At 54.8% G+C, this 21083-nt stretch carries 21 protein-coding genes and 1 other RNA gene; 9 read left to right on the top strand and 13 right to left on the bottom strand.

Annotated elements, in window-relative coordinates; all coding sequences use genetic code 11:
* Window positions 1-29: 29 nt before the first annotated feature.
* From Kalk_RS13510 to Kalk_RS13490, 5 genes are read right to left on the bottom strand one after another with little or no spacing between them, the layout of a single operon-like run.
* Entirely contained in the window at window positions 30-317 is a 288-nt protein-coding gene (locus tag Kalk_RS13510) for a hypothetical protein (RefSeq protein ID WP_101894750.1), read from the bottom strand.
* A 55-nt stretch (window positions 318-372) separates the two neighbouring features.
* Window positions 373-1629: an FAD-dependent monooxygenase gene (locus Kalk_RS13505; protein ID WP_101894749.1), complete on the bottom strand. Its 1257-nt coding sequence runs from the start codon at window positions 1627-1629 to the stop codon at window positions 373-375.
* Window positions 1626-2867: a 2-octaprenyl-6-methoxyphenyl hydroxylase gene (ubiH, locus tag Kalk_RS13500; protein WP_101894748.1), complete on the bottom strand. Its 1242-nt coding sequence runs from the start codon at window positions 2865-2867 to the stop codon at window positions 1626-1628. The genes Kalk_RS13505 and ubiH overlap by 4 nt, the downstream gene beginning before the upstream one ends.
* Before the next feature lies 1 nt (window position 2868).
* The gene (gene pepP / locus Kalk_RS13495) at window positions 2869-4230 is read right to left on the bottom strand and encodes a Xaa-Pro aminopeptidase (RefSeq protein ID WP_101894747.1); all 1362 of its coding nucleotides are present in this window, start codon (window positions 4228-4230) and stop codon (window positions 2869-2871) included.
* Window positions 4231-4276: 46 nt separating this feature from the next.
* The gene (locus tag Kalk_RS13490) at window positions 4277-4858 is read right to left on the bottom strand and encodes a UPF0149 family protein (RefSeq protein ID WP_158643487.1); all 582 of its coding nucleotides are present in this window, start codon (window positions 4856-4858) and stop codon (window positions 4277-4279) included.
* A gap of 171 nt (window positions 4859-5029) precedes the next feature.
* Between Kalk_RS13490 and Kalk_RS13485 the strand changes: the two genes are divergently transcribed.
* From Kalk_RS13485 to Kalk_RS13470, 4 genes are all read left to right on the top strand, one after another.
* Window positions 5030-5245: a TIGR02449 family protein gene (locus Kalk_RS13485; protein WP_101896322.1), complete on the top strand. Its 216-nt coding sequence runs from the start codon at window positions 5030-5032 to the stop codon at window positions 5243-5245.
* A complete protein-coding gene (locus tag Kalk_RS13480; protein ID WP_101894745.1) occupies window positions 5242-5556 on the top strand; it encodes a cell division protein ZapA in 315 nt (104 codons plus the stop codon). The genes Kalk_RS13485 and Kalk_RS13480 overlap by 4 nt, the downstream gene beginning before the upstream one ends.
* A gap of 66 nt (window positions 5557-5622) precedes the next feature.
* Window positions 5623-5802: non-coding RNA, 6S RNA (gene ssrS, locus Kalk_RS13475), on the top strand.
* A gap of 139 nt (window positions 5803-5941) precedes the next feature.
* Window positions 5942-6559 carry a 5-formyltetrahydrofolate cyclo-ligase gene (locus Kalk_RS13470; RefSeq protein WP_233716646.1) on the top strand — a complete coding sequence of 206 codons (618 nt, stop codon included), beginning with the start codon at window positions 5942-5944 and terminating at the stop codon, window positions 6557-6559.
* A gap of 38 nt (window positions 6560-6597) precedes the next feature.
* On the opposite strand, the gene Kalk_RS21610 is transcribed toward Kalk_RS13470, so the two are convergent.
* The 3 genes from Kalk_RS21610 to ilvA form a co-directional block, all read right to left on the bottom strand.
* Window positions 6598-6723, bottom strand: a complete 126-nt coding sequence (locus Kalk_RS21610; RefSeq protein WP_267892388.1) for a hypothetical protein — start codon at window positions 6721-6723, stop codon at window positions 6598-6600.
* A 452-nt stretch (window positions 6724-7175) separates the two neighbouring features.
* Window positions 7176-9278 (bottom strand): hypothetical protein, encoded by a 2103-nt coding sequence (locus tag Kalk_RS13465; protein WP_101894744.1) that lies wholly within the window; start codon window positions 9276-9278, stop codon window positions 7176-7178.
* 257 nt (window positions 9279-9535) lie between these two features.
* Window positions 9536-11065: a threonine ammonia-lyase, biosynthetic gene (gene ilvA, locus Kalk_RS13460; RefSeq protein ID WP_101894743.1), complete on the bottom strand. Its 1530-nt coding sequence runs from the start codon at window positions 11063-11065 to the stop codon at window positions 9536-9538.
* A 152-nt stretch (window positions 11066-11217) separates the two neighbouring features.
* Here ilvA and rpiA point away from each other — a divergent pair, with 152 nt between their 5' ends.
* Window positions 11218-11877 carry a ribose-5-phosphate isomerase RpiA gene (rpiA, locus tag Kalk_RS13455; RefSeq protein WP_101894742.1) on the top strand — a complete coding sequence of 220 codons (660 nt, stop codon included), beginning with the start codon at window positions 11218-11220 and terminating at the stop codon, window positions 11875-11877.
* An 11-nt stretch (window positions 11878-11888) separates the two neighbouring features.
* On the opposite strand, the gene Kalk_RS13450 is transcribed toward rpiA, so the two are convergent.
* Window positions 11889-12755: an oxygenase MpaB family protein gene (locus tag Kalk_RS13450; RefSeq protein ID WP_101894741.1), complete on the bottom strand. Its 867-nt coding sequence runs from the start codon at window positions 12753-12755 to the stop codon at window positions 11889-11891.
* A gap of 291 nt (window positions 12756-13046) precedes the next feature.
* Here Kalk_RS13450 and Kalk_RS13445 point away from each other — a divergent pair, with 291 nt between their 5' ends.
* The 4 genes from Kalk_RS13445 to Kalk_RS13430 all read left to right on the top strand — a co-directional run bounded on the left by Kalk_RS13445 (window position 13047) and on the right by Kalk_RS13430 (window position 16644).
* The gene (locus Kalk_RS13445) at window positions 13047-13880 is read left to right on the top strand and encodes an SGNH/GDSL hydrolase family protein (protein ID WP_101894740.1); all 834 of its coding nucleotides are present in this window, start codon (window positions 13047-13049) and stop codon (window positions 13878-13880) included.
* A gap of 260 nt (window positions 13881-14140) precedes the next feature.
* Window positions 14141-15427 carry an ammonium transporter gene (locus tag Kalk_RS13440; protein WP_101894739.1) on the top strand — a complete coding sequence of 429 codons (1287 nt, stop codon included), beginning with the start codon at window positions 14141-14143 and terminating at the stop codon, window positions 15425-15427.
* Between the two features lie 9 nt (window positions 15428-15436).
* The gene (locus tag Kalk_RS13435) at window positions 15437-16099 is read left to right on the top strand and encodes a hypothetical protein (protein ID WP_101894738.1); all 663 of its coding nucleotides are present in this window, start codon (window positions 15437-15439) and stop codon (window positions 16097-16099) included.
* Window positions 16100-16125: 26 nt separating this feature from the next.
* Entirely contained in the window at window positions 16126-16644 is a 519-nt protein-coding gene (locus Kalk_RS13430; RefSeq protein ID WP_407656829.1) for a YgjP-like metallopeptidase domain-containing protein, read from the top strand.
* A gap of 21 nt (window positions 16645-16665) precedes the next feature.
* On the opposite strand, the gene Kalk_RS13425 is transcribed toward Kalk_RS13430, so the two are convergent.
* The 4 genes from Kalk_RS13425 to Kalk_RS13410 form a co-directional block, all read right to left on the bottom strand.
* Entirely contained in the window at window positions 16666-17451 is a 786-nt protein-coding gene (locus tag Kalk_RS13425; RefSeq protein ID WP_101894736.1) for an AraC family transcriptional regulator, read from the bottom strand.
* Window positions 17452-17546: 95 nt separating this feature from the next.
* The gene (locus Kalk_RS13420; RefSeq protein ID WP_233716645.1) at window positions 17547-18578 is read right to left on the bottom strand and encodes a hypothetical protein; all 1032 of its coding nucleotides are present in this window, start codon (window positions 18576-18578) and stop codon (window positions 17547-17549) included.
* 17 nt (window positions 18579-18595) lie between these two features.
* A complete protein-coding gene (locus tag Kalk_RS13415) occupies window positions 18596-19024 on the bottom strand; it encodes a hypothetical protein (protein WP_101894735.1) in 429 nt (142 codons plus the stop codon).
* A gap of 25 nt (window positions 19025-19049) precedes the next feature.
* Window positions 19050-20969, bottom strand: a complete 1920-nt coding sequence (locus Kalk_RS13410; RefSeq protein WP_101894734.1) for a GMC family oxidoreductase — start codon at window positions 20967-20969, stop codon at window positions 19050-19052.
* Between the last annotated feature and the right edge of the window lie 114 nt (window positions 20970-21083).

Genomic DNA, 21083 nt, shown 5'->3' with positions numbered 1-21083 from the left:
GCGGTTACCTGTCCCCAGGGCATATTCAATCAGGCGGCCACGCCGTCTTCGGTTTTGGATTCTTCTTCTGCCAACAGTTCAGGCTGAACCGGGTCGGGGCCGTATTCGTTGATGATGAGACGTTTGTCTTCCATTTCGACTTCCACCACGGTGCCCCGCAGCTCGATGTCTTTGGAGTTGATTTCGATTAACTGATTAAGGGCTTGATCATAGTGAGGCTGGTGGAACAGCACGCTGGCATCCTTACCGGATACCCATTCCCCTTTACGCGTAAAATACTGGCCAAGTTGGTTTCGTATCACAAACGCCTTTACCATGAAGTCACTCCTGCAATTGTGTTGTCATCCCACTGCCCTAAGGGTACAAGAAACCTTAAAAATCCGCCACCAGCCCCGGTTGGGCCAATTGCGGCAGATCCCCTTCCATGCCCATGGCTCGGGCCATGATCTGGCCCTTGATCAGGCTGTGACGATTGAAGAACGACATACCGACATTACGCGCCACCCGCAGCGGCGGGATGTCTGCTCCAAACAGCCGCTTGAAGCCTTCCATGGTGGACATCAGCATCAAGTTATGGGGTTTGCGACGGCGCTGGTAGCGACGCAGCACGCTGAAATCATCCAGTGGTAATTCGTGGCCCAGGGCGCGCTGGATCTCTTCTGCCAGCACGGCCGCATCCAGAAACCCCAGGTTGATGCCCTGCCCCGCCAGCGGGTGAATGGTGTGGGCGGCATCGCCAATCAGCGCCACACCGGGCTGGATGTAATCCACCGCATGATTCTGCACCAAGGGGAAGGCAAAGCGTGGATCGGCATGAACCACCTTGCCCAGACGCTGTTCGAATGCACGCTCCAGTTGCTGGCAAAAGTCGGCGTCGGTCAGTGCCAGCTTCGCTTTCAGCTGATCGTCATTTAAGGTCCAGACGATGGAAGACAAACAAGCGCCACGCTGATTGCTTTGCTCTCGCAACGGCAGAAACGCAAGCGGGCCGCTTTCCAGAAACACCTGTCGCGCTGTATCGCCGTGGGGCTTTTCAGTGGTGACGGTGGTGACGATGGCGCTCTGGCCATACGCCCAGGTGCGGCAGCGAAAACCCAACTGATCCCGCACCCGGGAACGGCCACCATCGGCCCCGATCATCAGCGTTGGTGTGATGTCACTGCCATCGGATAATTGGATACGCCAGCCACCCATCTCACCCTCAAGGATTTTCTCCAGCCCCAGGGCGCGAAATTCAATGTTGGCGGCCCCTTGCACCCGCTGGAACAGGGCATGGGTGGTGACACGATTCTCGACAATGTGGCCCAGATGCTCGGCCCCTGCCTCGTTGGCGTGAAACTGGATGTTGCCGGTGCCATCGCCATCCCACACGTCCATATGGGCGAAGGGAGCCACCCGCGTGTTGGCAATGGCATCCCAGGCACCCAAGCGGCGCAGGATGTTTTCGGAGGCATGGGTAAGCGCACTGACCCGCGGATCAAAGTGATCGGGCCATTGCTGGGGAGCCGCAGGCACATTGGGATCGATCACCAGAATGGAGAGGGGCTGATCGGCCAGTGCCGCCGCCAGGGTCAGCCCGGCCATACCGGCACCCACGATCAGCAGATCCGGTTGCGAAGATAGAGTCATGAAGCCACCTCCGGCAGCGTAGTGGACACGGATCGCCCCATGGCGTGACGGGCCACAAAACGCTTGGTGCCGCCAAGGGTATCAAATAGCAGCAGGCCGCTATTACGGGCCATGCTCAGCAGCGGGTTACGATTGCTGAACAGTTTGGTGAGCTTGTCGGAAAACTGGATGGTATTGAACTGATCCTGCTCGCGCTGTTGCAGGTAGCGGTTAAGCAATGTGAAATCACCCCAGCTCTGACCCCGCGTACGGGCCTCGCTTAAGGTCTGCACCAGCACCGCCACATCCCGCATGGCCATATTCAGGCCCTGCCCCGCCACCGGATGCAGGCCGTGGGCAGCATTGCCTAGCACCACTGCATTAGGGCGCACCTGCTCTTTGGCCAAGGTCAATGCCAGCGGGTAAGTAAAGCGCCGACCCACTTTGGTAAGATTACCTATGGCAGAACCGGCGGCCTGTTCCAGCGCGCGCATAAAGGTGGCATCATCGGCGGCCATCAACTCATCGGCCCGCGCCTGATCAAGACACCAGGTCAGGCCCCAGCGATTGTCTGTTTGTGGCAACACGGCCAGGGGGCCGGTATCAGTAAAGCGTTCTAATGCCAGGTTATTGTGCGGACGATCCGGGGTCACAGCGGTAACAATGGCCACCTGATCATAGCTGGTAACCTGCGCACCGATGCCCAACAGTTCACGGCCTTGGGATTGAGCCCCATCGGCGATCACCACCAGGGGCGACTTGAACATTTCCCAGCGGCCATCCACCTCTACCGAGGCCACGATCTGGTCGCCTTCGTAATGCAGGCCGCCGATTTCCGCCGGGGCCAGATACTGCACATTGGGACAACTCTGCAAATGCTCTGACAGAAACTTCCCCATGTAACGATTCTCGATCACATAGCCCAGGGCCCGCACCCGCTCCTCCTCAGCCCGGATCACGGCGCGACCAAAACGGCCTTGATTGGTGATGTCGATGGTGTGGATGGGCACAGCGTATTCGCGCATGGATTGCCACAGGCCCAGCTGATCGAACACATGACAGGTGCCGTTGGCCAATGCGGTGTTGCGGGCATCGTAACTGGGGTGCAGCACCTGGGATTCGGCATCGCCCTGCCCGTGCGGATCTTGCGGCTGCGGCGCGAACTTCTCCACCACAGCGATATTGATCTTAGGGTCGCGGGCCAGACAGGCGGCCAACGAGGCTCCCACCAGGCCGCCACCCATGATGATAATGTCCATGTCAGGCAACCCGCTTGGTTTTCTTGGCAGCGGCGCGTTTTGCGGTGCGGGCTTTGGCCATCAGGGCTTCGATCTCATCGGGATCTTTCGGCACCTTGCTGGTCAGTACTTTGCGGCCCTTCTCCGTCACCAGCACATCGTCTTCAATACGAATACCGATGCCACGCCATTTCGGGTCTACCGTATCGTCGTCCGGTGCCACATACAGGCCCGGCTCCACCGTCAGCACCATGCCCGGCTCCAGTTCGCGCCAGGCATCCCCCACTTTGTAGTCGCCCACATCGTGCACATCCATGCCCAGCCAATGGCCGGTACGATGCATGTAAAAGCGACGATAGGCTTCGTTTTCGATCAGCTCGTTCACTTTGCCTTGCAACAGGCCCAGAGCCACCAGCCCTTTGGTGAGTTCTTTCACCGCCGCCTCGTGGGGCTGGTTCCAGTGATTGCCGGGTTTAACCTGCTTGATGGCCGCCAACTGCGCCTTCAACACCACCTCATACAGGGCGCGCTGCTCGGGGCTGTATTGGCCGTCCACCGGGAAAGTACGGGTAATATCCGCCGCGTAATGCTGGTATTCGGCCCCCGCATCAATCAGCACCAGATCCCCCGCTTTCAGCTCATTCACGTTATCAATGTAATGCAGGATGCAGGCATTGGCACCGCCCCCCACAATGCTGGAATAGGCCGGGAACCGGCTGCCGTGACGACCGAATTCATGTAAAAACTCCGCCTCCAGCTGAAACTCCATCATCCCCGGCCGACACTTCTCCATGGCCCGCACATGGGCCGAGGCGCTCATATCGGCGGCCTGCTGCATCAAACGTACCTCTGCTTTGCTCTTATACAAACGCATGTCGTGCAGCAGGTGATCCAGGGCAATAAACTCCCCCGGCGGATGAGCGCCGCTGCGCACCTTGGCGCGGATGGTGTTCACCCATTCCATCACTTGCGTGTCGAACTCCTTATCCCGCCCCATCAGGTAGTAGACCCGATCGGTGCCTTCCAGCAGCCCCGGCAGGATCTCGTCGATATCGCCGATGGGGAAGGCATCGTCGGCCCCGTATTGCTTCACCACCCCTTCCGGCCCGGCCCGATAGCCGTTCCAGATCTCCATATCCCGATCCCGCTCCCGGCAGAACATCACGTACTCACCGTGTTCACGCCCGGGCACCAGCACCAGCACGGCCTCAGGTTCGGCAAAGCCGCTCAGGTAAAAAAAGTCACTGTCCTGGCGATAGGGGTATTCGGTATCCCGGCTGCGGGTGCGCATGGGTGCAGCAGGAACAATGGCGATGGAGTTGGGCTCCATCATGTTCATGAGTTGCTGGCGACGTTCGGCAAATTCTTTCTTGGTTATGCTCATGCAGGGGGTTACTCACACAACGGTCAGAGAAACAATGGGGTTGCGATCAGTGAATAGTCGCACCGGGGGGTACAACGCTGTCGCGGTCGAGGGCAAATTCAGTGAAGATCATCAGGGCAGCCATGCGCACGTATTCCAGCACCTCAAAATAGGCCGCCTCGCCGTCTTCCTCTTCATCGATTTCAGGGTCCACCTGACTGATTTGCTGGATATCCCGTAACGCAGTGAGGGCATCCTCGGTGAACTCCTCGGGCTTGCGGGCTCCAGCGCCGCCAAAACCGGCCAAAAACCCGGAACACCACTCCGCCAGAGCACCCAACCGGGCATCCAGCGGGTCTTCGTCATCCGGCAGCAAAGGCATAAAGTTGAACTGATCGTCTACCAGCTCCTCCAGCGTGAATTTGTGCAATTGGAAGAACCAGTCGCGGGTATTCTCCCAGGGCTCACCCTTCACCCCCAAGTTGGGCAGGTATTCTTTCAGCCAGACCATCTGATCAGACTTGAAACCGGCACTGAGTTGACCACAAAGGATGCCATGGGCCTCCGACGGCGTCGCCAGCGCCTCGATTTTTTGCAGTTCTGCTTCCAACTCGTAGAAATCCAGAATATCTTCAGATTGCGAGGACATAGCTATTTTCCCAAAATTCAACACTCCCAGGCATTGTAACACGCCATAAGATGTAGCAAAGCCAGGAATGGGGCTAAGCTTAATGTGAGGTTCGGCACGAAAGAGAAAAGGGCCATAGTGCCGCCATAACACTTGATGTAACATGGAAAACAAAAATTGCGACCAAATTCTATGAACAAAGTTGAGCAGCTTTTCAAAAACCTTGAATCCCGCGTTGACGAATTCATCGATCTTTGCGACGAATACAAACGCCATAACCGATCGCTGAAATCCCGCGAAAGCCAGCTGGCGGAAGAGCGTGCCAACCTGATGAAGAAAAACGACATGGCACGAGCCAAGGTCGAAGCGATGATTTCGCGCCTGAAAGCGCTGGAGCAGGATTCATGAGCGACCCACTACATACCTTGCACGTCAACATCCTGGATCGGGACTACGGCGTAAGCTGCCCTCCCAGCGAGGTGGACGAGCTGAAAAACTCCGCCCGCCTGCTAGACGAACGCATGCGCGAAATCCGCCGTTCCGGCAAGATCGTCGGGGTGGATCGCATTGCGGTGATGGCGGCCCTGAATATTGCCCACGAGCTGATCAAGGCCCAGTCCGAGCTGGCCAACTACGACCGCATCACCGAGAAGCAGCTGGCCAAGCTTAATGACAAAATCGAGCGCGCACTGGCGTCGGCCCGGCAGCTGGATCTGTAAAGTCAAGACCTCGACAAGAAATAGGTTATTCGAGAAACACCCCCACTTCCGTTATACTGATGCTTCAGCCCCCTGCGCTGTTCGAGCTTCTGGCCGACGTCCCTGAGCCGATGCTTTTTTACCCGGGGGTTCTGGTTGATGCGGGAGTGCATGTCCGCCTGACGGAAAGCCCGATGCATCACAGGAGCCACCACCTTGAACCTTGGGTTCAAGGGCTACCGCCAGTCACGGCAGAACGGGGGGCGCTATTTTTTTAGCGCCGGCGCATACCCTCATGCGCTAACGCCTTCTATACTCACAATCTTATGACAGCTGAATTACGCTGTATTAGCCTTTTTCCTGCAGACGCTACCCAATAAAACACCCAAACACAGAATTGGAATCCGTGACCTTGGAACTGCCCAATACCAGCACCCCGGCCAAAAATCAGATCCGCAAAGCACTGCGCCAGCAGCGCCGCAGCCTCAGCCCACACCAGCAGAAACACGCCTCGATGGGCCTGTGTCGCCAACTGAGCCTGCTGCCCGAATTCATCTTTGGTCAGCGAATCGCCGCCTATATACCCAACGATGGCGAAATTGACCCACAACCCCTGCTGGAACTGGCCTGGCGGCTGGGCAAGCAGATCTACCTGCCGGTACTGCACCCGTTTTCAACAGGCCGCCTGTTATTCATGGCCCATCACCCCCATCAGGTATTGGCAAAAAATCGCTTTGGCATTCCAGAGCCCCTTTGCGATCAGGATTCCCACTGCCCGGTGTGGACCCTGGATTTGGTATTAACGCCCCTGGTGGGGTTTGACGAAAACGGGAACCGTATGGGCATGGGCGGCGGCTTTTACGACAGAACGTTCGCGTTTCTGAATGACAACAGCAAACCCCGCAAGCCCCGCATGATCGGGGTTGCGCACGAATGCCAGAAAGTAGACACCCTGCCCAATGAGCGCTGGGATATTATGATGAACAAGATTGTTACGGATAAGGATATTTACAGCGCCCGGTAGCCTGAACAGCTACCGGAGCGAGGAAGCCAGCCTTAAGACTAGCGGATGGAGAATTGGCTAGCGACCATTTCAGGGTCGGGTTGACCTTGGGTATAGGAGCTTGCGAGCACACCCAAACCCAGTACCAACACCAGCACAACCAACAAATCGGGTTTCTTTCTCATTTTTACCTTGCCTCGTTAAAAACACGCCATCGAATAGTCGATGGGCCAATTTCTGACTCGTTGTTGGTTTTATTATTCCGTCGTGCGGAAAGAGCCAGAAAACAGAGCGTCTACCACCTAAAGCCAGCACCACTGACCTTGCTACGCCGTGTATACATTACTGCTTTCACTATCAATATAGACCAGCCCGCGCCATCAGCCAGCTGGCAAGTGAGCATCAGCTCACATAATGAACAGGTTTTTATGATTTTATCAGCAGAGTCTGAAACTGAATGAGATCATTCGGCGCCAGACCATGCGCAACACGGAAACGCTTTAGGTGTCGGGAAAATTAACACGTGTCCGCAACCTTGAAAAGGTCCAATTTAAAAAACAATGGCTTACTTCAACAATAATTGTCCGGACCGGTTCACACTTTCACTGCTCTTCCATAACGTTCCAGCTTGGGGCGCTCATAAACAAGGCCCACCCTGCTCATACCCCACATCAACGACAGGCACTCGCCCCTGAGCCAAATGCTCCAAAAAACATCCATATTGGTGCTTGATCGCATCAGACTGGAACAGCACTTCATGGCCGTTATACAGCAACGCCGGGTTGTCGCCGCGATAGCGCATCACCACGTTGGTGCGAGGCCCATACCCCGGCACATCAAAATTTGCCGAAGCCGGATACGCCAAATGCTGCGCGCCCCCCAGAGTGATATGGGGCATAAAGGTTCGCTTGGCGCTCTGGCCAATGTCATCCCCCAACAGGTCAGACCCCAATGTCATAAAGAAAGGCCGCTGGGTGGTTTCTGCCAGCAAATAATCGTTGTAACCGGAGAACCCAATCACGTGGGGCGGCACCTTGGTCGGGTGATACATCAACCTGTCCAGGTTGGTGATCGTGTCCACCGCCCCCAGATTCCACTCCAGCAGCATCAGAAAAGGGTGGGCGTCATCCAGATCCAAAAACGGAATGCGATTGATAACCGCACTGTTCATGGCCAATTCAAAACCGGGGTTGTTATTAAACAGTCGCGGCCAGATACCGGCAGCACCTGAAAACACCACGCCCTGATAAGGTCGAGGGTCCGCCGCCACCATCAAAGAACTAACCCAATTACCCTGCGATTGACCCAGGTTAACCTGCAAGTTGCGATCGAAGTGGAAGCGGGTATGCCCAGGCCCCGGATCAGCCTGCGGACACAGGCTTGCATCCACCTCGATACGATCAACTATACGACGGAAAAAGATGCGCTCCCACGCCATCGTCATGTAGTTACCCGCCAGCCCTTCGGGGTTAAACACGTTATACACCATCACCCCGTTCAGGCTGCCCCACTGGGGAATATGATCGTAGGAGGCATGGCCCGCCAAACCAGAACTGGCCCAACCCCGCTCTGCCGCAATCTGCGCTGGCCCCTCGCCGGGTTTACCCATATAGAATGGATATTGCGATGGATCCAGATGATCGAATTCACCACGATCATACACCTGACTGGCACGGCCACCGGCACCATGCACATACGACAACAGCGGATAACCTGAATCCGGCATAGTGGTGTGCTTTGGTATCGTCAGCACGAATTCTGCCGTGCGGGTATATTGCTGCAAAGGGCTACCATCACTGCCCCATTCCACCTCTCCACCCAACAGCGCATAGGGTGGCGTACCTTTTTGGAAACCGGGCAAATCCACAAAGCCGCGAATCACACAATATTCCGGATAGTCATCAGCACGCTCCAGCGCTGTGATCGGTAATTCCGACAACGCATCCGCCTGCTCGGCAACGCGCGCCGCAGCGCGGTGGAACCTGGCTACCGGCTCCCCTGTGGTCCATACCGTTGCGCCAACAATATGCTGAGGATCAATACCCTGCTGCGCCATAAAATCACGCAAGGGAGCGTACACCTGCAACGTGTTAACCGACACATCACGCGTACTGTGCGCTGGATTCAACACTGCAGTCAGTTGCGGGCTCTGCTGCCATTGCCGCTCATCACGCAACGGCACCTGATCCGACACGATCAAGGCGTATGTTGTATTGGGCCGCAAATTAATTCCCAACGTGGGCAACACCTGTAATAAATGCGCCGGTCGATAACTGTCAGCGTACCGGGTCATGGACAGCTTCAACGGAAAACGGCGGCCATACTCCGCAGAATCCATGTCCACATCAATTAGTTGAATCGGTGATCGTGGATCGGCATAATCCGCATCCCACTGCGACATCGCGTCCAGATCAATACCATCGGCAAACGGCAAATACACCGGCATCACCGTGGGGAAACCGCCCATATCAACCAGGTTATCAACATAGCGCCCGGTTAACCAATGTATCCGGCGCGGAAAATCATCCATGCGAATGCCATCGTGCTCATCACGGCGCAGGTTATTGGGAAAGCCATTGGCGTAGAAGTTACCAGCAGTGAGTGACAATAAAGTCGGTATAGAATTGGAGCGCTCAAATTCCGGTAAATCCATTTTCATGTAGTTGGCCGTATCCGGTTTACAACCAGACAACAGCGCCAAACACAGCGCACCAATAATGATAGCGTGATTCCGTTTCACTACTACGTACCTTTTATTATTGTTATTTTTCTTCGAGACTAACACTGGTAGGAAGTGCTTGAAACGCCATTTTTCGTTATTGAAATCGAAAAAACAGCAGCGCTGGCGAGGGTTGGCCGGATATTACTTTATATGGGCTTTTTAGGAACACTTTGTGAGATATAAAGACAGCGCGCGGGAAAGCTCCAACAAAATCGCACTGAACAGGAATAGGTGAACGGACCTCGAAATAACAAGGCCCGCATTGCACTTGGATATTATTTTAAGAATAAGTGGTAGGCCGGGTTTTCACTTTCATTCCAGTGGCGATATTCCAGCTGCTGGATGTAACGCTTCAACTTGGAGCGCTCCTGTTTTGGTACTTGCATACCCACCAAAATGCGCCCAAACGCCGCACCGTGATTACGATAATGAAACAGGCTGATGTTCCAGTTTTGGCCCAGTTTGCTGAGAAATTCCATCAACGCACCAGGGCGCTCAGGAAACTCAAAACGGTACAGCACCTCATCTTCCAGGCTGAATTCCGCACCTGCTGACGGCCCGCGGCCACCCACCATATGCCTGATGTGCAACTTGGCCATTTCATTCAATGAAAAGTCCTGCACTTTATAACCCTGATCAACCAAATCCGCACAAATCGCTTCACGTTCTTGCTGGCCCAGGGTCTGCACCCCCACAAACACATGGGCGGCTTCCTGGCAGGCATAACGGTAATTGAATTCAGTGATCGAACGCTTGCCCAAAGCCTGACAGAAACGGCGAAAGCTGCCGGGTGTTTCGGGAATGGTCACCGCCAGAACCGCTTCACGCTGCTCTCCAATTTCGGCCCGCTCGGCGATGTGGCGCAAGCGATCAAAATTAACATTGGCACCGCTGCATATGGCCATCAAATTTGCGCCTTCGCACCGCTCCCGCTCGACGTACTTTTTCAAACCCGCCACCGCCAATGCACCTGCGGGCTCATTAATAGAACGTGTGTCATCGAACAGATCTTTAATGGCCGCGCACATTTCGTCGGTGGTCACCGTGATCACTTCATCGACATATTTGCGTGCCAACCGGAACGTTTCCTTGCCGATCTGTTTTACTGCTACACCGTCAGCAAACAAGCCTACTTCTGGCAACACCACCCGCCGCCCGGCGGCCATAGCCGCTTGCAGACAATTGGAATCCACCGGTTCCACGCCGATGACCTTAATGTCAGGGCGCAAGTATTTAAGATAACAGGCAACGCCGGCAATCAGACCACCGCCGCCCACTGGCACGAACACCGCCTCGATATCGCCCGTGTGCTGGCGCAGAATTTCCATACCCACGGTGCCCTGCCCGGCAATCACATCGGGGTCATCAAACGGATGCACAAAGGTGTAATCGTGCTTTTCCATCAGCATTTTGGCGTGGGCGGCGGCCTGATCATAAGCATCACCGTGCAACACCACCTTGCCTCCCAGGGTGCGCACGGAGTTGACCTTGATTTCGGGCGTGGTCTGGGGCATTACGATAACGGACTTGATGCCCAACCGGGCTGACGCCAGCGCCACACCCTGGGCATGGTTGCCTGCCGAGGCGCAGATCACGCCACGGGCCTTTTCCTCATCGTTGAGGTTGGCAATTTTGTTGTAGGCTCCGCGAATTTTGAAAGAGAACACCGGCTGCAGATCTTCACGTTTGAGCAAAACGTTGTTATTGAGACGGCGAGACAGCCCGCGAGCGCGGTCGATGGGGGTTTCCACGGCCACGTCGTATACGCGGGACTGCAGGATCTTCTTGATGGTGCGGATCGGCATCGGTTGGCAAACTTCCAGGGAGGTTATTGTGACGTTTGCGTTAAGGATACACCATCTATTGGGGCGGCGATATTTGGGGACTGTCTTCCAGCGCCATGAAGCCCTATAATTCATGGCAAAACCTCACACCAGCATAGTATCAGGATGCCCTCATGACCCAAGATGAACTGAAACAGGCCGTAGCCCGCGCAGCCATGCAATACGTGGAAGAAGGCACCATCGTAGGGGTGGGCACCGGTTCCACCGCCAATTACTTTATCGACTATCTGGCGGAAATGAAGGGTCAGATCGAAGGCACCGTGGCCAGCTCGGAAGCCACCCGTGCTCGCCTGGAAAGTCACGGCATCCCGGTTTACGACCTGAACGCCGTAGACGATATCCCGGTTTATGTGGATGGAGCCGATGAAGCCGACCCCAACCTGTGCCTGATCAAAGGCGGCGGTGGCGCACTGACCCGTGAGAAAATCATCGCCGCCGTGGCGAAAAAGTTTATCTGCATCGCCGACGGCAGCAAAAAAGTACCGGTGCTGGGTGCGTTCCCTCTGCCGGTGGAAGTGATTCCCATGGCCCGCAGCCACGTGGCCCGCGAAATCGTAAAACTGGGGGGTGATCCAGTGTATCGCGAAGGCTTCGTGACCGATAACGGCAACATCATTCTGGACATCCACAATATGCAGATCGCCCAACCGGTAAAACTGGAGCACGCGCTGAATAATATTGTGGGCGTAGTAACCAATGGACTGTTTGCGGCCCGTTCTGCGGATGTGTTGTTACTGGGCACCGAAAACGGGGTGGAGACCATCGAGAAGTAACTGCTCGAAATCTACTTTGCCCACTTCTGCCGCAGTGATTCGGGCCCAACATCCTCAACGCTGTAGCCTTCCGGGTGGGTGGCATACTGCTGGAATGTCATGATCTGTGGATTCTTATGCTTGGGTAACAAACGTAATAGCCGGGCACGGACACGCAACACTGCCTCTACCCGACGGCGAGCAGCAGCGCTGGGAATGGGATAACCCATGGCCTGCAGCAAGGGTTCATCCATCAACGCATACACCATGGGCTGCGCCGATTTCCATAAGGGTTTTGGCAGATAGAAACTCAACAACAGATCCCGGGTGGCATTCCCAACCCGCCGCCCTGCATCGGTATTGGCAAAGGTTTGTTGTTCGTAATCAAGGCTGAAGCGCTCGAACGCTTCGTAGGTTTCCGGGATGTTCTGAATGCGCATGCGCTCGCCCACTTGCCGCCAAAAATAGAACAGCGCCAGGCGTTCATTGGGATACAGATCACGCCAACCGAAACGCGCCATCCAGCGAATCGGCTCAAACACAAAAGTAGACAATGTATACAGGAAGTCATCGTTACTGATGTCGTATTGCCCATGCATACGGTTCATGCGTTTGATGAAGGCCTGACCACGCTCAGAATCGTAACCGTTGATCATGATCTCATTGATGATAATGGACGTATCATCGTAACGACGCAGGGTGTCGTTGGAAAATTCTCCGGTCTTGTCCAGCAGCACAGCAATAGAGGGCACGGCAAACGTTCGGAACAACGCCAATTCCAACGCACGCGTCATATCCCAGGGAAACTCCAAATAGGAGGTAAGAAATACAATACGCTCGCAATCGGCTTTTGGATCAAGGCGTTCAATTTCTTTCTGTACATTCATTCGCTTTTTCATAATTCCCCCTACTACGGTGTACTGTTGAAATGCCGTGAAAGGCTACCATAGCACCCCCCTCCTGAGGATTGCCTAGACAATCACTTCGACTGGCTGAAACGCTCATTTGTTATGAGCTTTAAAGTCAGCACCGCGAATTATGCCGTGTGGCAAATTCTGTGCTATTACTGAATTGTCTATTTTTTAATCAATGGGCGTACTTGTGACGACGGTGTAAACACCGCGCATACCTACTGCTGAGCCGACATTTCTTACTGCATCGGTTTATAACTATATCAGGGAGCATACTAGATGAATCGGAAGACCCATTATCTTCAATACGTTGTTTTAATCATTGCATCCATATTCACCAGCGGTGCCTACGCTGACCACTTCTCCTTACTACCGGAAAAACCACTTATCCTTATCGGTGCCTCCTTTGCCAATGGGAACACGCCGTTGCAACAGGATTTGCAAGGGCCGCTGCAGGGTATTTCGGTCGGTGCCGGAGGCTACGTTGACCTGGGCATGGCGCTGACACGCTTCGGCGCAAAGGTACGCAATGAAGGCCAAGCGGGGGCCACCACCTTCAGCCGAATCACCTGCAACCCGGTCTGCGGCGAAGCCACATGGGACAGTTACGCCACTCAGCTTCAGCGTGGATTACGACGGGTCACGCTCTTCGATGTCAACGGGCCAGCTGGGTATAATGCTGATTATGTTATCGTCAGCCTGGGCAATGACTGTCTCCATTCCGATGCCTTTGGAATGGATCAGGCACTGACAAGCCCATGTTCTCTGGCTGAACAAAATGCTGTCATTGATCGCCTGATAGCTGTTGGTCAGGAAGTTCTGAATCTGGGTATGACGCCAGTGTTCACCAAGTATCCTGGCGCACGCCATCTTGACCTGGCATTGTTCTCTCAACTTTCCGGGCTCACCTGGGTGATGACCGATGCACAATATGATGCCTTCGGTGAACTCTATGCCTCCCGAGTTCGTCAGGAACTGCCTGAGGCCCTGTTAGTCAACGCCTGGAAACACTTCACTCACCAAGGCGATGGCTTGCATCCCGACGAAGCCACCGCAATGCAAGCAGCGTATCGCTTACTGCAAGTCATTGCCCACGATCAACGGCGAGATTAATACCGCTCCCACAAACCATTAGGCCGTCGTGCATACCCTCAAGGTATGCACGTGCGGGCCCATCATTTCAGATTATATTTGGTGCAAAATGTCTTCATCTGCACCTTTCCATGAACATAGCGCTTTGAAAATCAGTATATTTTATGGCCACACCCCTGTTTCCGGCCTGTAAAACCACAATGGCATAAATACTGCTTTCAAACTCGCGCCCAGCATATGATTTCGCATTTCTATTACACGCCTTAATTGAGGTTTCAATTATGCTCCGTCTCGCATTGCTCGTGCTCACTGCCTTGCCGTTGGACGCCTTCGCGGCGGACGGGGGTGACCCCGTCAATACCGTATGGTTGGTCATCGCCGCAGCGTTGGTATTTTTTATGCAAACCGGCTTTGCCCTGCTGGAAAGCGGCATGTCCCGCAGCAAGAACGCCGTGAACGTGGTGATGAAAAACTACATGGATGTGTGCTTGGGCAGCATGGTGTTCTGGGCCGTGGGTTTCGGCATCATGTTTGGTGTGAACGACACCGGCTTTTTCGGAACCAGCCACTGGCTGCCCAAATTTGAAGATGAATGGTCGTACACCTTCTTGCTGTTTCAGATCATGTTTGCCGCCACTGCCACCACCATCGCCAGTGGAGCCATGGCGGAGCGAACCCGCTACTCCGGCTATCTGGTGGGGGCAATCATCATCACCGCCCTGATCTACCCCGTGTTTGGCAGCTGGGTGTGGGGTGGCTTCTTTGGCGGTAAAGGCTGGCTGGCAGAACTGGGCTTTGTGGATTTCGCAGGCTCTACGGTGGTGCACTCGGTCGGTGCATGGTGCGCCTTGGCCGGTATTCTGGTGGTTGGCCCACGCCTGGGTCGCTTTGATCCTGCCAGCGGGGTGGCCAGAGCCATCCCCGGCCATAATCTGAATAACGTCGCTCTGGGTGGGTTTATCCTGTGGCTGGGCTGGTTCGGTTTCAACGCCGGCAGCACCCTGCAGGCCGACAGCAGCCTGGGCAAGATCGCCCTTAACACTCATCTGGCCGCCTGCTCCGGTGCGGTGGGCATTTTCCTCTGCCAAAGCCTGCTGCGCAAACCAGTACTGCTCACCCATACCATCAACGGCAGTCTGGGCGGGCTGGTAGCCATCACCGCTGGCTGTGCCACCATGTCCCCTACCTTTGCTGTGGTGACTGGTCTGATTGCGGGCATGATCGTCATGGTGGGCAGTTACCTGCTGGAACTGCTGCAACTGGATGACGCGGTGGGCGCCATCCCTGTGCATGGGTTTGCTGGCATCTGGGGCACCCTCGCCGCCGGCCTGTTCATGGAAGGCGATCTGTTTAATCTGCAGCAGGTCGGGGTGCAGGCGGTAGGCTGTATCGTGGCCTTCCTCTGGGCCTTCCCCACCGCCCTGCTCACTTACTGGTTACTGGAAAAGCTGATTGGCCTGCGGGCATCCAACTTGGATCAGCAACGGGGCCTGGACTACAGTGAACACGCGGAGCGCGGTTATCCTGAATTCGATCGTCTGCCTTTGCACAAACCGCTGGCGAACTAGGAGCCAACCATGACCCAATCCACTCAGGATCAACAGCAGGTTCTGCAACGGCGCGCCATTTACACCGTTTTGCAAGAATGGCTCAATGAGGACAAGCTGCTGGAGGCACTGCTGGTGTTCGAGGAACATCATCAGGGTAAACCCTCCATCGCCATGCACGACTACCTCACCCGCATCGGCCATCTGTTTGAACAAAAGATGGATACCAAGCTGATTCGCCGCCGACTCATGGAAGTGCTGGTACGCCGCTCCAATGATCTGGCACCGGATCCGCTGCCCTTGCTGCAGAAAGCGCGCGCCAACGCCGGTATCGATCTATTCGATGTGCAACCCAATCAAAACCAATTAGCCCTGCACGGCCTGATATCAGAGCTGATGCGCAATATTCCAATTGCACAGCGCAAACAGTTGCACGAACGGTTGGCACGCCAGTTAAAACAGCGCTTTGTGAACGGCAGTTACGATCGCCTGGCCCAATATCTGATTTCCGACAATCCACTGTTTCTGGCCAGTTTTGACGACACCGCACTGCGTGATTTCTTTACCGTGATCTACGTAGCGTGCTGTGAAATACTGGGCCCGGTGAAAGCGGATCAGTGGTTCGGTATCGCGGTACAGCAGCTGCGGGATCATGACGCCGCGGCGGGGGATCGCATCAACCGCTATCTGTAGCAACCAAGGCTGGGTGGATATCGGGTATAATTGACAGCATGACCACAGAATACAAATACCTGCAGGGCTATCCCGCCGACCTGCTTGCCAAAGTAGAACCACTGATTCAAGCCAATCAACTGGGCGACTGGCTGCTGCAGAAATACCCCGCAGCGCATCAGGTGCGTTCGGATGCTGCGCTGTATGAATACGCCACCGACATCAAGAAAGACAACCTGGGCAAGGGGCTTATTCTGAGCAAGGTGCAGTACGACAACAAGATTCAAGTGATCAAACACGCCCTGGGTCAACACCACTTTATTTCGCGAGCCCACGGCGGAAAACTGAAAAGCGTAAATGAAATCCGTATCGCCAGCGTGTTCAAGGTGGTGCCGGAAGCCTTTCTGAAAATGATCGTGGCACACGAGCTGGCGCACTTTCGCGAAAAAGAGCATAACAAAGCGTTCTACAAACTATGCTGCCACATAGAGCCGAACTACCATCAGTACGAATTTGATTTAAGGCTGTATTTAACGCACCTGGATGACCATGGCGCGGTGTGGTGAACCCGGCGTGAGCCCAGCAACCTAATCCCCACCCACCAGAATTCGAGTACGACTCTTGCCACGCATTATCGCCGAAGGTTTCAGCCCCAACATGCTGTAATACGTATGCGTAAAATGAGACGAGTCAGAAAAGCCCGCCTCCACCGCCGCGTCGGTCAGTGAGCGGCCCAGTCCAATCAGAACAGAGGCCTCAAACAACCGATGCCAAAGGCGATAACGACGAATGGGAATGCCGGTGGCGTCTTTAAACAATCGCTGCAACTGAGAACTGGATACCCCCACCCGTTCTGCCAGAACTTTGTTGGACACATTGATCCCGTGCTCGGCCTTTAGCATATCAATGACTTTCGCCACCCGCTGATCCGCCGATGGGCGCGAGGGTATGTGACCACAAACCGGCAACACCCGATCACACAGCAAACGATAGGCCGACCCCGGATCGAGCTGCTCCTGTAAAATGCATTGGAAAGCCTGAACCTGTTGCGATTCGATGCAGGAATCATAAAACACCGGGCCTATCTGTTGGGTCATCAACCGCTGCAAAGGATGCAGATCCTGATCCAGAAACGGATCCAGAAACAAACAAGCCACTCTGCCTTTTGCCTCACCGGAGGCGGCGGTGCCTGCAGGTACCAGCACACTCCGACTGACGCAACTATCAGGGGATTGATCAATGCGGACTTCCAGATCCTGATCCAGAGCCACCAGCAGAATGGAAGCGGCAGAATTGATTTCCCGCAAAGAGAATTGCTCGCCCCCCACATATAAGGTGCGGCGCTTCCACAAATAGAGCGTAGAAGGATCCATGAATTAACCACCCGTTCGCATCAAACCTTAATCCTTACACATAGCAGCATCATGCGCGGGCGGTACACCTACCAAAGTAGGGTTTAATCGGTCAATCAGGCCAGTATCGGCACACCATGCTCGACATCATCGGTCAGAATTTCAAACGCCGCCCGATGGCGGGTGTACAAATTGATCTCGGGCTGGCCACGGGGCTTGATGCTCAGCCTGCATTGGGCAATTTTGCTGTTCAGGCAAGTGTGGGTTCCACCGGGAGGATTGCCATAGGTCAACCCGACAAAGTGTTCATACGGGGCCGATATCACGCCCTTTATGTTCACCCGGTCATTACCGGTTTCAAACTCCCAATTAAAATAATCATAACGGCCCTTGGCCAAGGCGGCTTTGAGCAGGTTATTCAGCGCGTAGGTCTCACCCCCTACCCGGCACACCAATGTGGTCATCCAGGGTGTTTTAATCGGCCCAAGGTGAATACGTGCCGTGGCACACTCCAAAAAGGCGGTTTCATCGTTATCAAACCCGGCTACCTGCCCCCATGCGTATTCATCGGTGTGCTTACTGCCCCAATTGTGGTTCTCACTGCCAATCCAGTTTTCCACGTGGATGGCTTCGCCGTTTACAGTAATGGTTCCGTTAAACAGGGCATTAGGATTGGCCACCAGCGCCTTGGCTTTTGGCAGGGGCGCATCGTACAGCGATTTGGGTAACAAATAGACAGGCTCATCACCAGGCAGATACCCCAGATCCCAACTGATACGATTGCCATTCTGCCGGGCTTCACCAATGGCCATCCCCGGGCGCAATTTAGACCCGCTCATGTGCACACTGAGTTGGCTGTTATCAAACTGGCACTGCGCCAGAGGATACTCTTCTTTCGCCACCACAATACGGTTGCTGTCACCGTCAAATACGATGGCCCACAGCTCACCCAGGTTATCCTGTGGACGGCCTTTAGGTGCGAAGATGGTATAACGAAACCAGAACGCCAGCGGCCGAGTTGGATGATTGGCGCGCAAAAAATAGCTCTCGTAGTGTCCTTTCGCATGATGCAAATATCGACACTCGTTCATCTGGCGGCGCTGCGGAGCATAGGGATCTGACTTAACCAGATCAGTAAGAGTATCCATCGATTCAAGCCCTGTGGTTAAGCGGCATAATGGGTCAGCCTCAACGATTTCAGCGCAAACGCCAGAATAGAGTCCTCATAAGCGACCTCGATATAGCCAATGGCGGTACCATTTTGATAAAGGGTCATTGGACACATGGTGAGGGATTCTTTCAGATTCAGCAAATCGTAGGCTTTTTCACCTTTGGCTTCTACGTTTCCCAAGCCTGGAATATTGAATCGCAACTCGTAGCGGGGGCCCGAGGCTTTCAGCGTAAGATAGCCATGGGTTTCAGTGGTCAGGTTACGACTGGGCAACGTCAATACGCCGACAAATGGCTGCGGCTTCCAGGGGCGCAGTCGATTCATAAACGTGACATCAATGCTGAACTCGAACGGCTCCTTGTTATGAGTATCGTTCATTTCCAGCCAGCCTTTCATGGTTTCCCGTAATTTCAGTGTCAGCATGATTTCCCTCAAACAAACAGACTGCTCAACAAGCAGCCAAAACAGATTTGGCCAATGCATTGGCCGCCTTTAAAGCCATAGCCATGATAGTAACCTGCGGATTGGCACCCAACGATGACGGTACCGAGCTGCCATCCATTACATATAGCCCAGTGCAACCAAAGACTCGATGATCTGCATCACAGACCCCTGCATTAGGGCTGGCCGCAATTCGCGCTGTTCCCAATGGATGATAGGCCGTAATCGCCAGCTGATGCGGCTTTAAGCGCCGGGCCAACACTCGATCCAGCTCACGCTCGTTGTATATTCTAGGCACCGCCCTATAACCCGGCAGATGCACGTATTCAGCCCCGGCTCGCAGCTGCATTCGGGCCAGCAACGACAATCCCCGCCGAAACAATGTTTGATCCTGCTGATTCATAGCATAGCGTATGAATGGCAGATCTTTATGCAACCCGGCACTCACCCGGCCACGACTGCTATCCCGAATCATAAATCCGAAATAAGCGGTGTGCTGCCATTGCTCGATGAAATCCATGTAATCATCACTCAGGAACGGATTCATCAAGCCATGGGCAGCGAACGGCGGCGTGCCGCCTTCAAACAGAATGCCTTCTTCCGCCAGATCCGAAACCCCAAACCCCTGAGGAATACGACGGGCATGATCAAACTGACGATCAGGAAAATAACCGCTGACCACGCCACAAGGATGAATGGATAAATTACGCCCTAACCAGGGATTCCGAATACCGTTTTTGCGCAAAAAAAGAGGCGTGAAAAAAGTACCGGCGGCCACCACTACTTGGCGCGTTTTGATGCGCACTCGCTTGATGATGCCGTTATCCTGACCCTGTGCTTCCAGCCCCACTACCTGCGGCCCCTGCCACAAAATGTTTTGCGCTTTCATGCCCGTCAGCAGAAACGCGCCTTTTTCCAGGGCTCGGGGCACATAGCTGACGTTGGTAGACTGTTTCGCATCGGTAGGGCAGCCAAACTGACATAACCCCTGCCCATCACAACCCAGCGCATTGCGTTGCAATGGATGAGCCTGTGAGAACAGTGTGCGCTTGGCACCACGGGCAATCACCTCACCAATCGGCCCCACATAACGGGGATCGGCAGACTGAACATGCAACATGGCTTCCACTTGCTCAAACCAGGGCACCATTTCATCCACTTCAAAGCCCTGCAGACCGGCATTGCTCCATTGTTGCAGAATCGCATCCGGGGTACGCAAACAAGTGCCGGAATTGATGGTGGTGGTGCCGCCCACGCTGCGCCCAACCGGAATTGGAATAACGCTATTACCGATGGCAATAGTTGCCCCACTGGCCCGATACAGTTTCGGCAGCACATCGGTGAGCCTGCCAGTAAAGTCGCGGCGATCATGGTACTGGCCTTCTTCCAGCAGCAACACTGCCAACCCATGACTGGCCAGCTCGTAGGCCGCTGCCGCGCCACCGGCTCCGCTGCCAACAACCACCACGTCGGCTTCCAGCTCAGTGAATCCATCTAATTCTGGTACCGTCATGATCTGTTGCTGCCAACGCTGCCGCTCAACTTGAGCAGGCACTCGCACCGAATGGCCGCCGCTGCGGCGCTGGGTTTCTTCATCCAACAGGTACGCTGCCCGAAACGGCAGGCTGAGCAACTGCAATAAACGCCCACTGAGAGCAGACTGTTGCTGTTGACGCAGAAAGGCTTTGCGCCGGGCCGGATCGGCACTAACAAAACGAGTACCGGTGGCAAGAAAAAATCGAGCATCCAACGCCGACAGCGCCAACGTAACCGCAGCCGTGGCACCGGGGACAGATTCAAGCTGCGCCATCACTCGGGAGGCCAGCGCCTCGGTATTGGGAGCGGGAAAAATGCGCCCTGTCGGAAACAGGGCATCAATAAGGGCTAGCAGCCGAAGATCGCCCATTTCGGGCTTAACGGTGGACATAATAAGTTCCCTCTGCAATCCAAATAGAGTGCAGTAAGAAACCCAGTATAAAGCCGTTCAGAAAATGTGCTTGTCCCTGGACACCTCCAGCAGAGGTGCACACAGCCAAGCAGG

The sequence above is a fragment of the Ketobacter alkanivorans genome, from assembly GCF_002863865.1.
GTDB classification, from domain to species: Bacteria; Pseudomonadota; Gammaproteobacteria; order Pseudomonadales; family Ketobacteraceae; genus Ketobacter; species Ketobacter alkanivorans.
The sequence above is the reverse complement of the archived record's forward strand: the minus strand, read 5'-3'. Positions and strand labels throughout refer to the sequence as shown.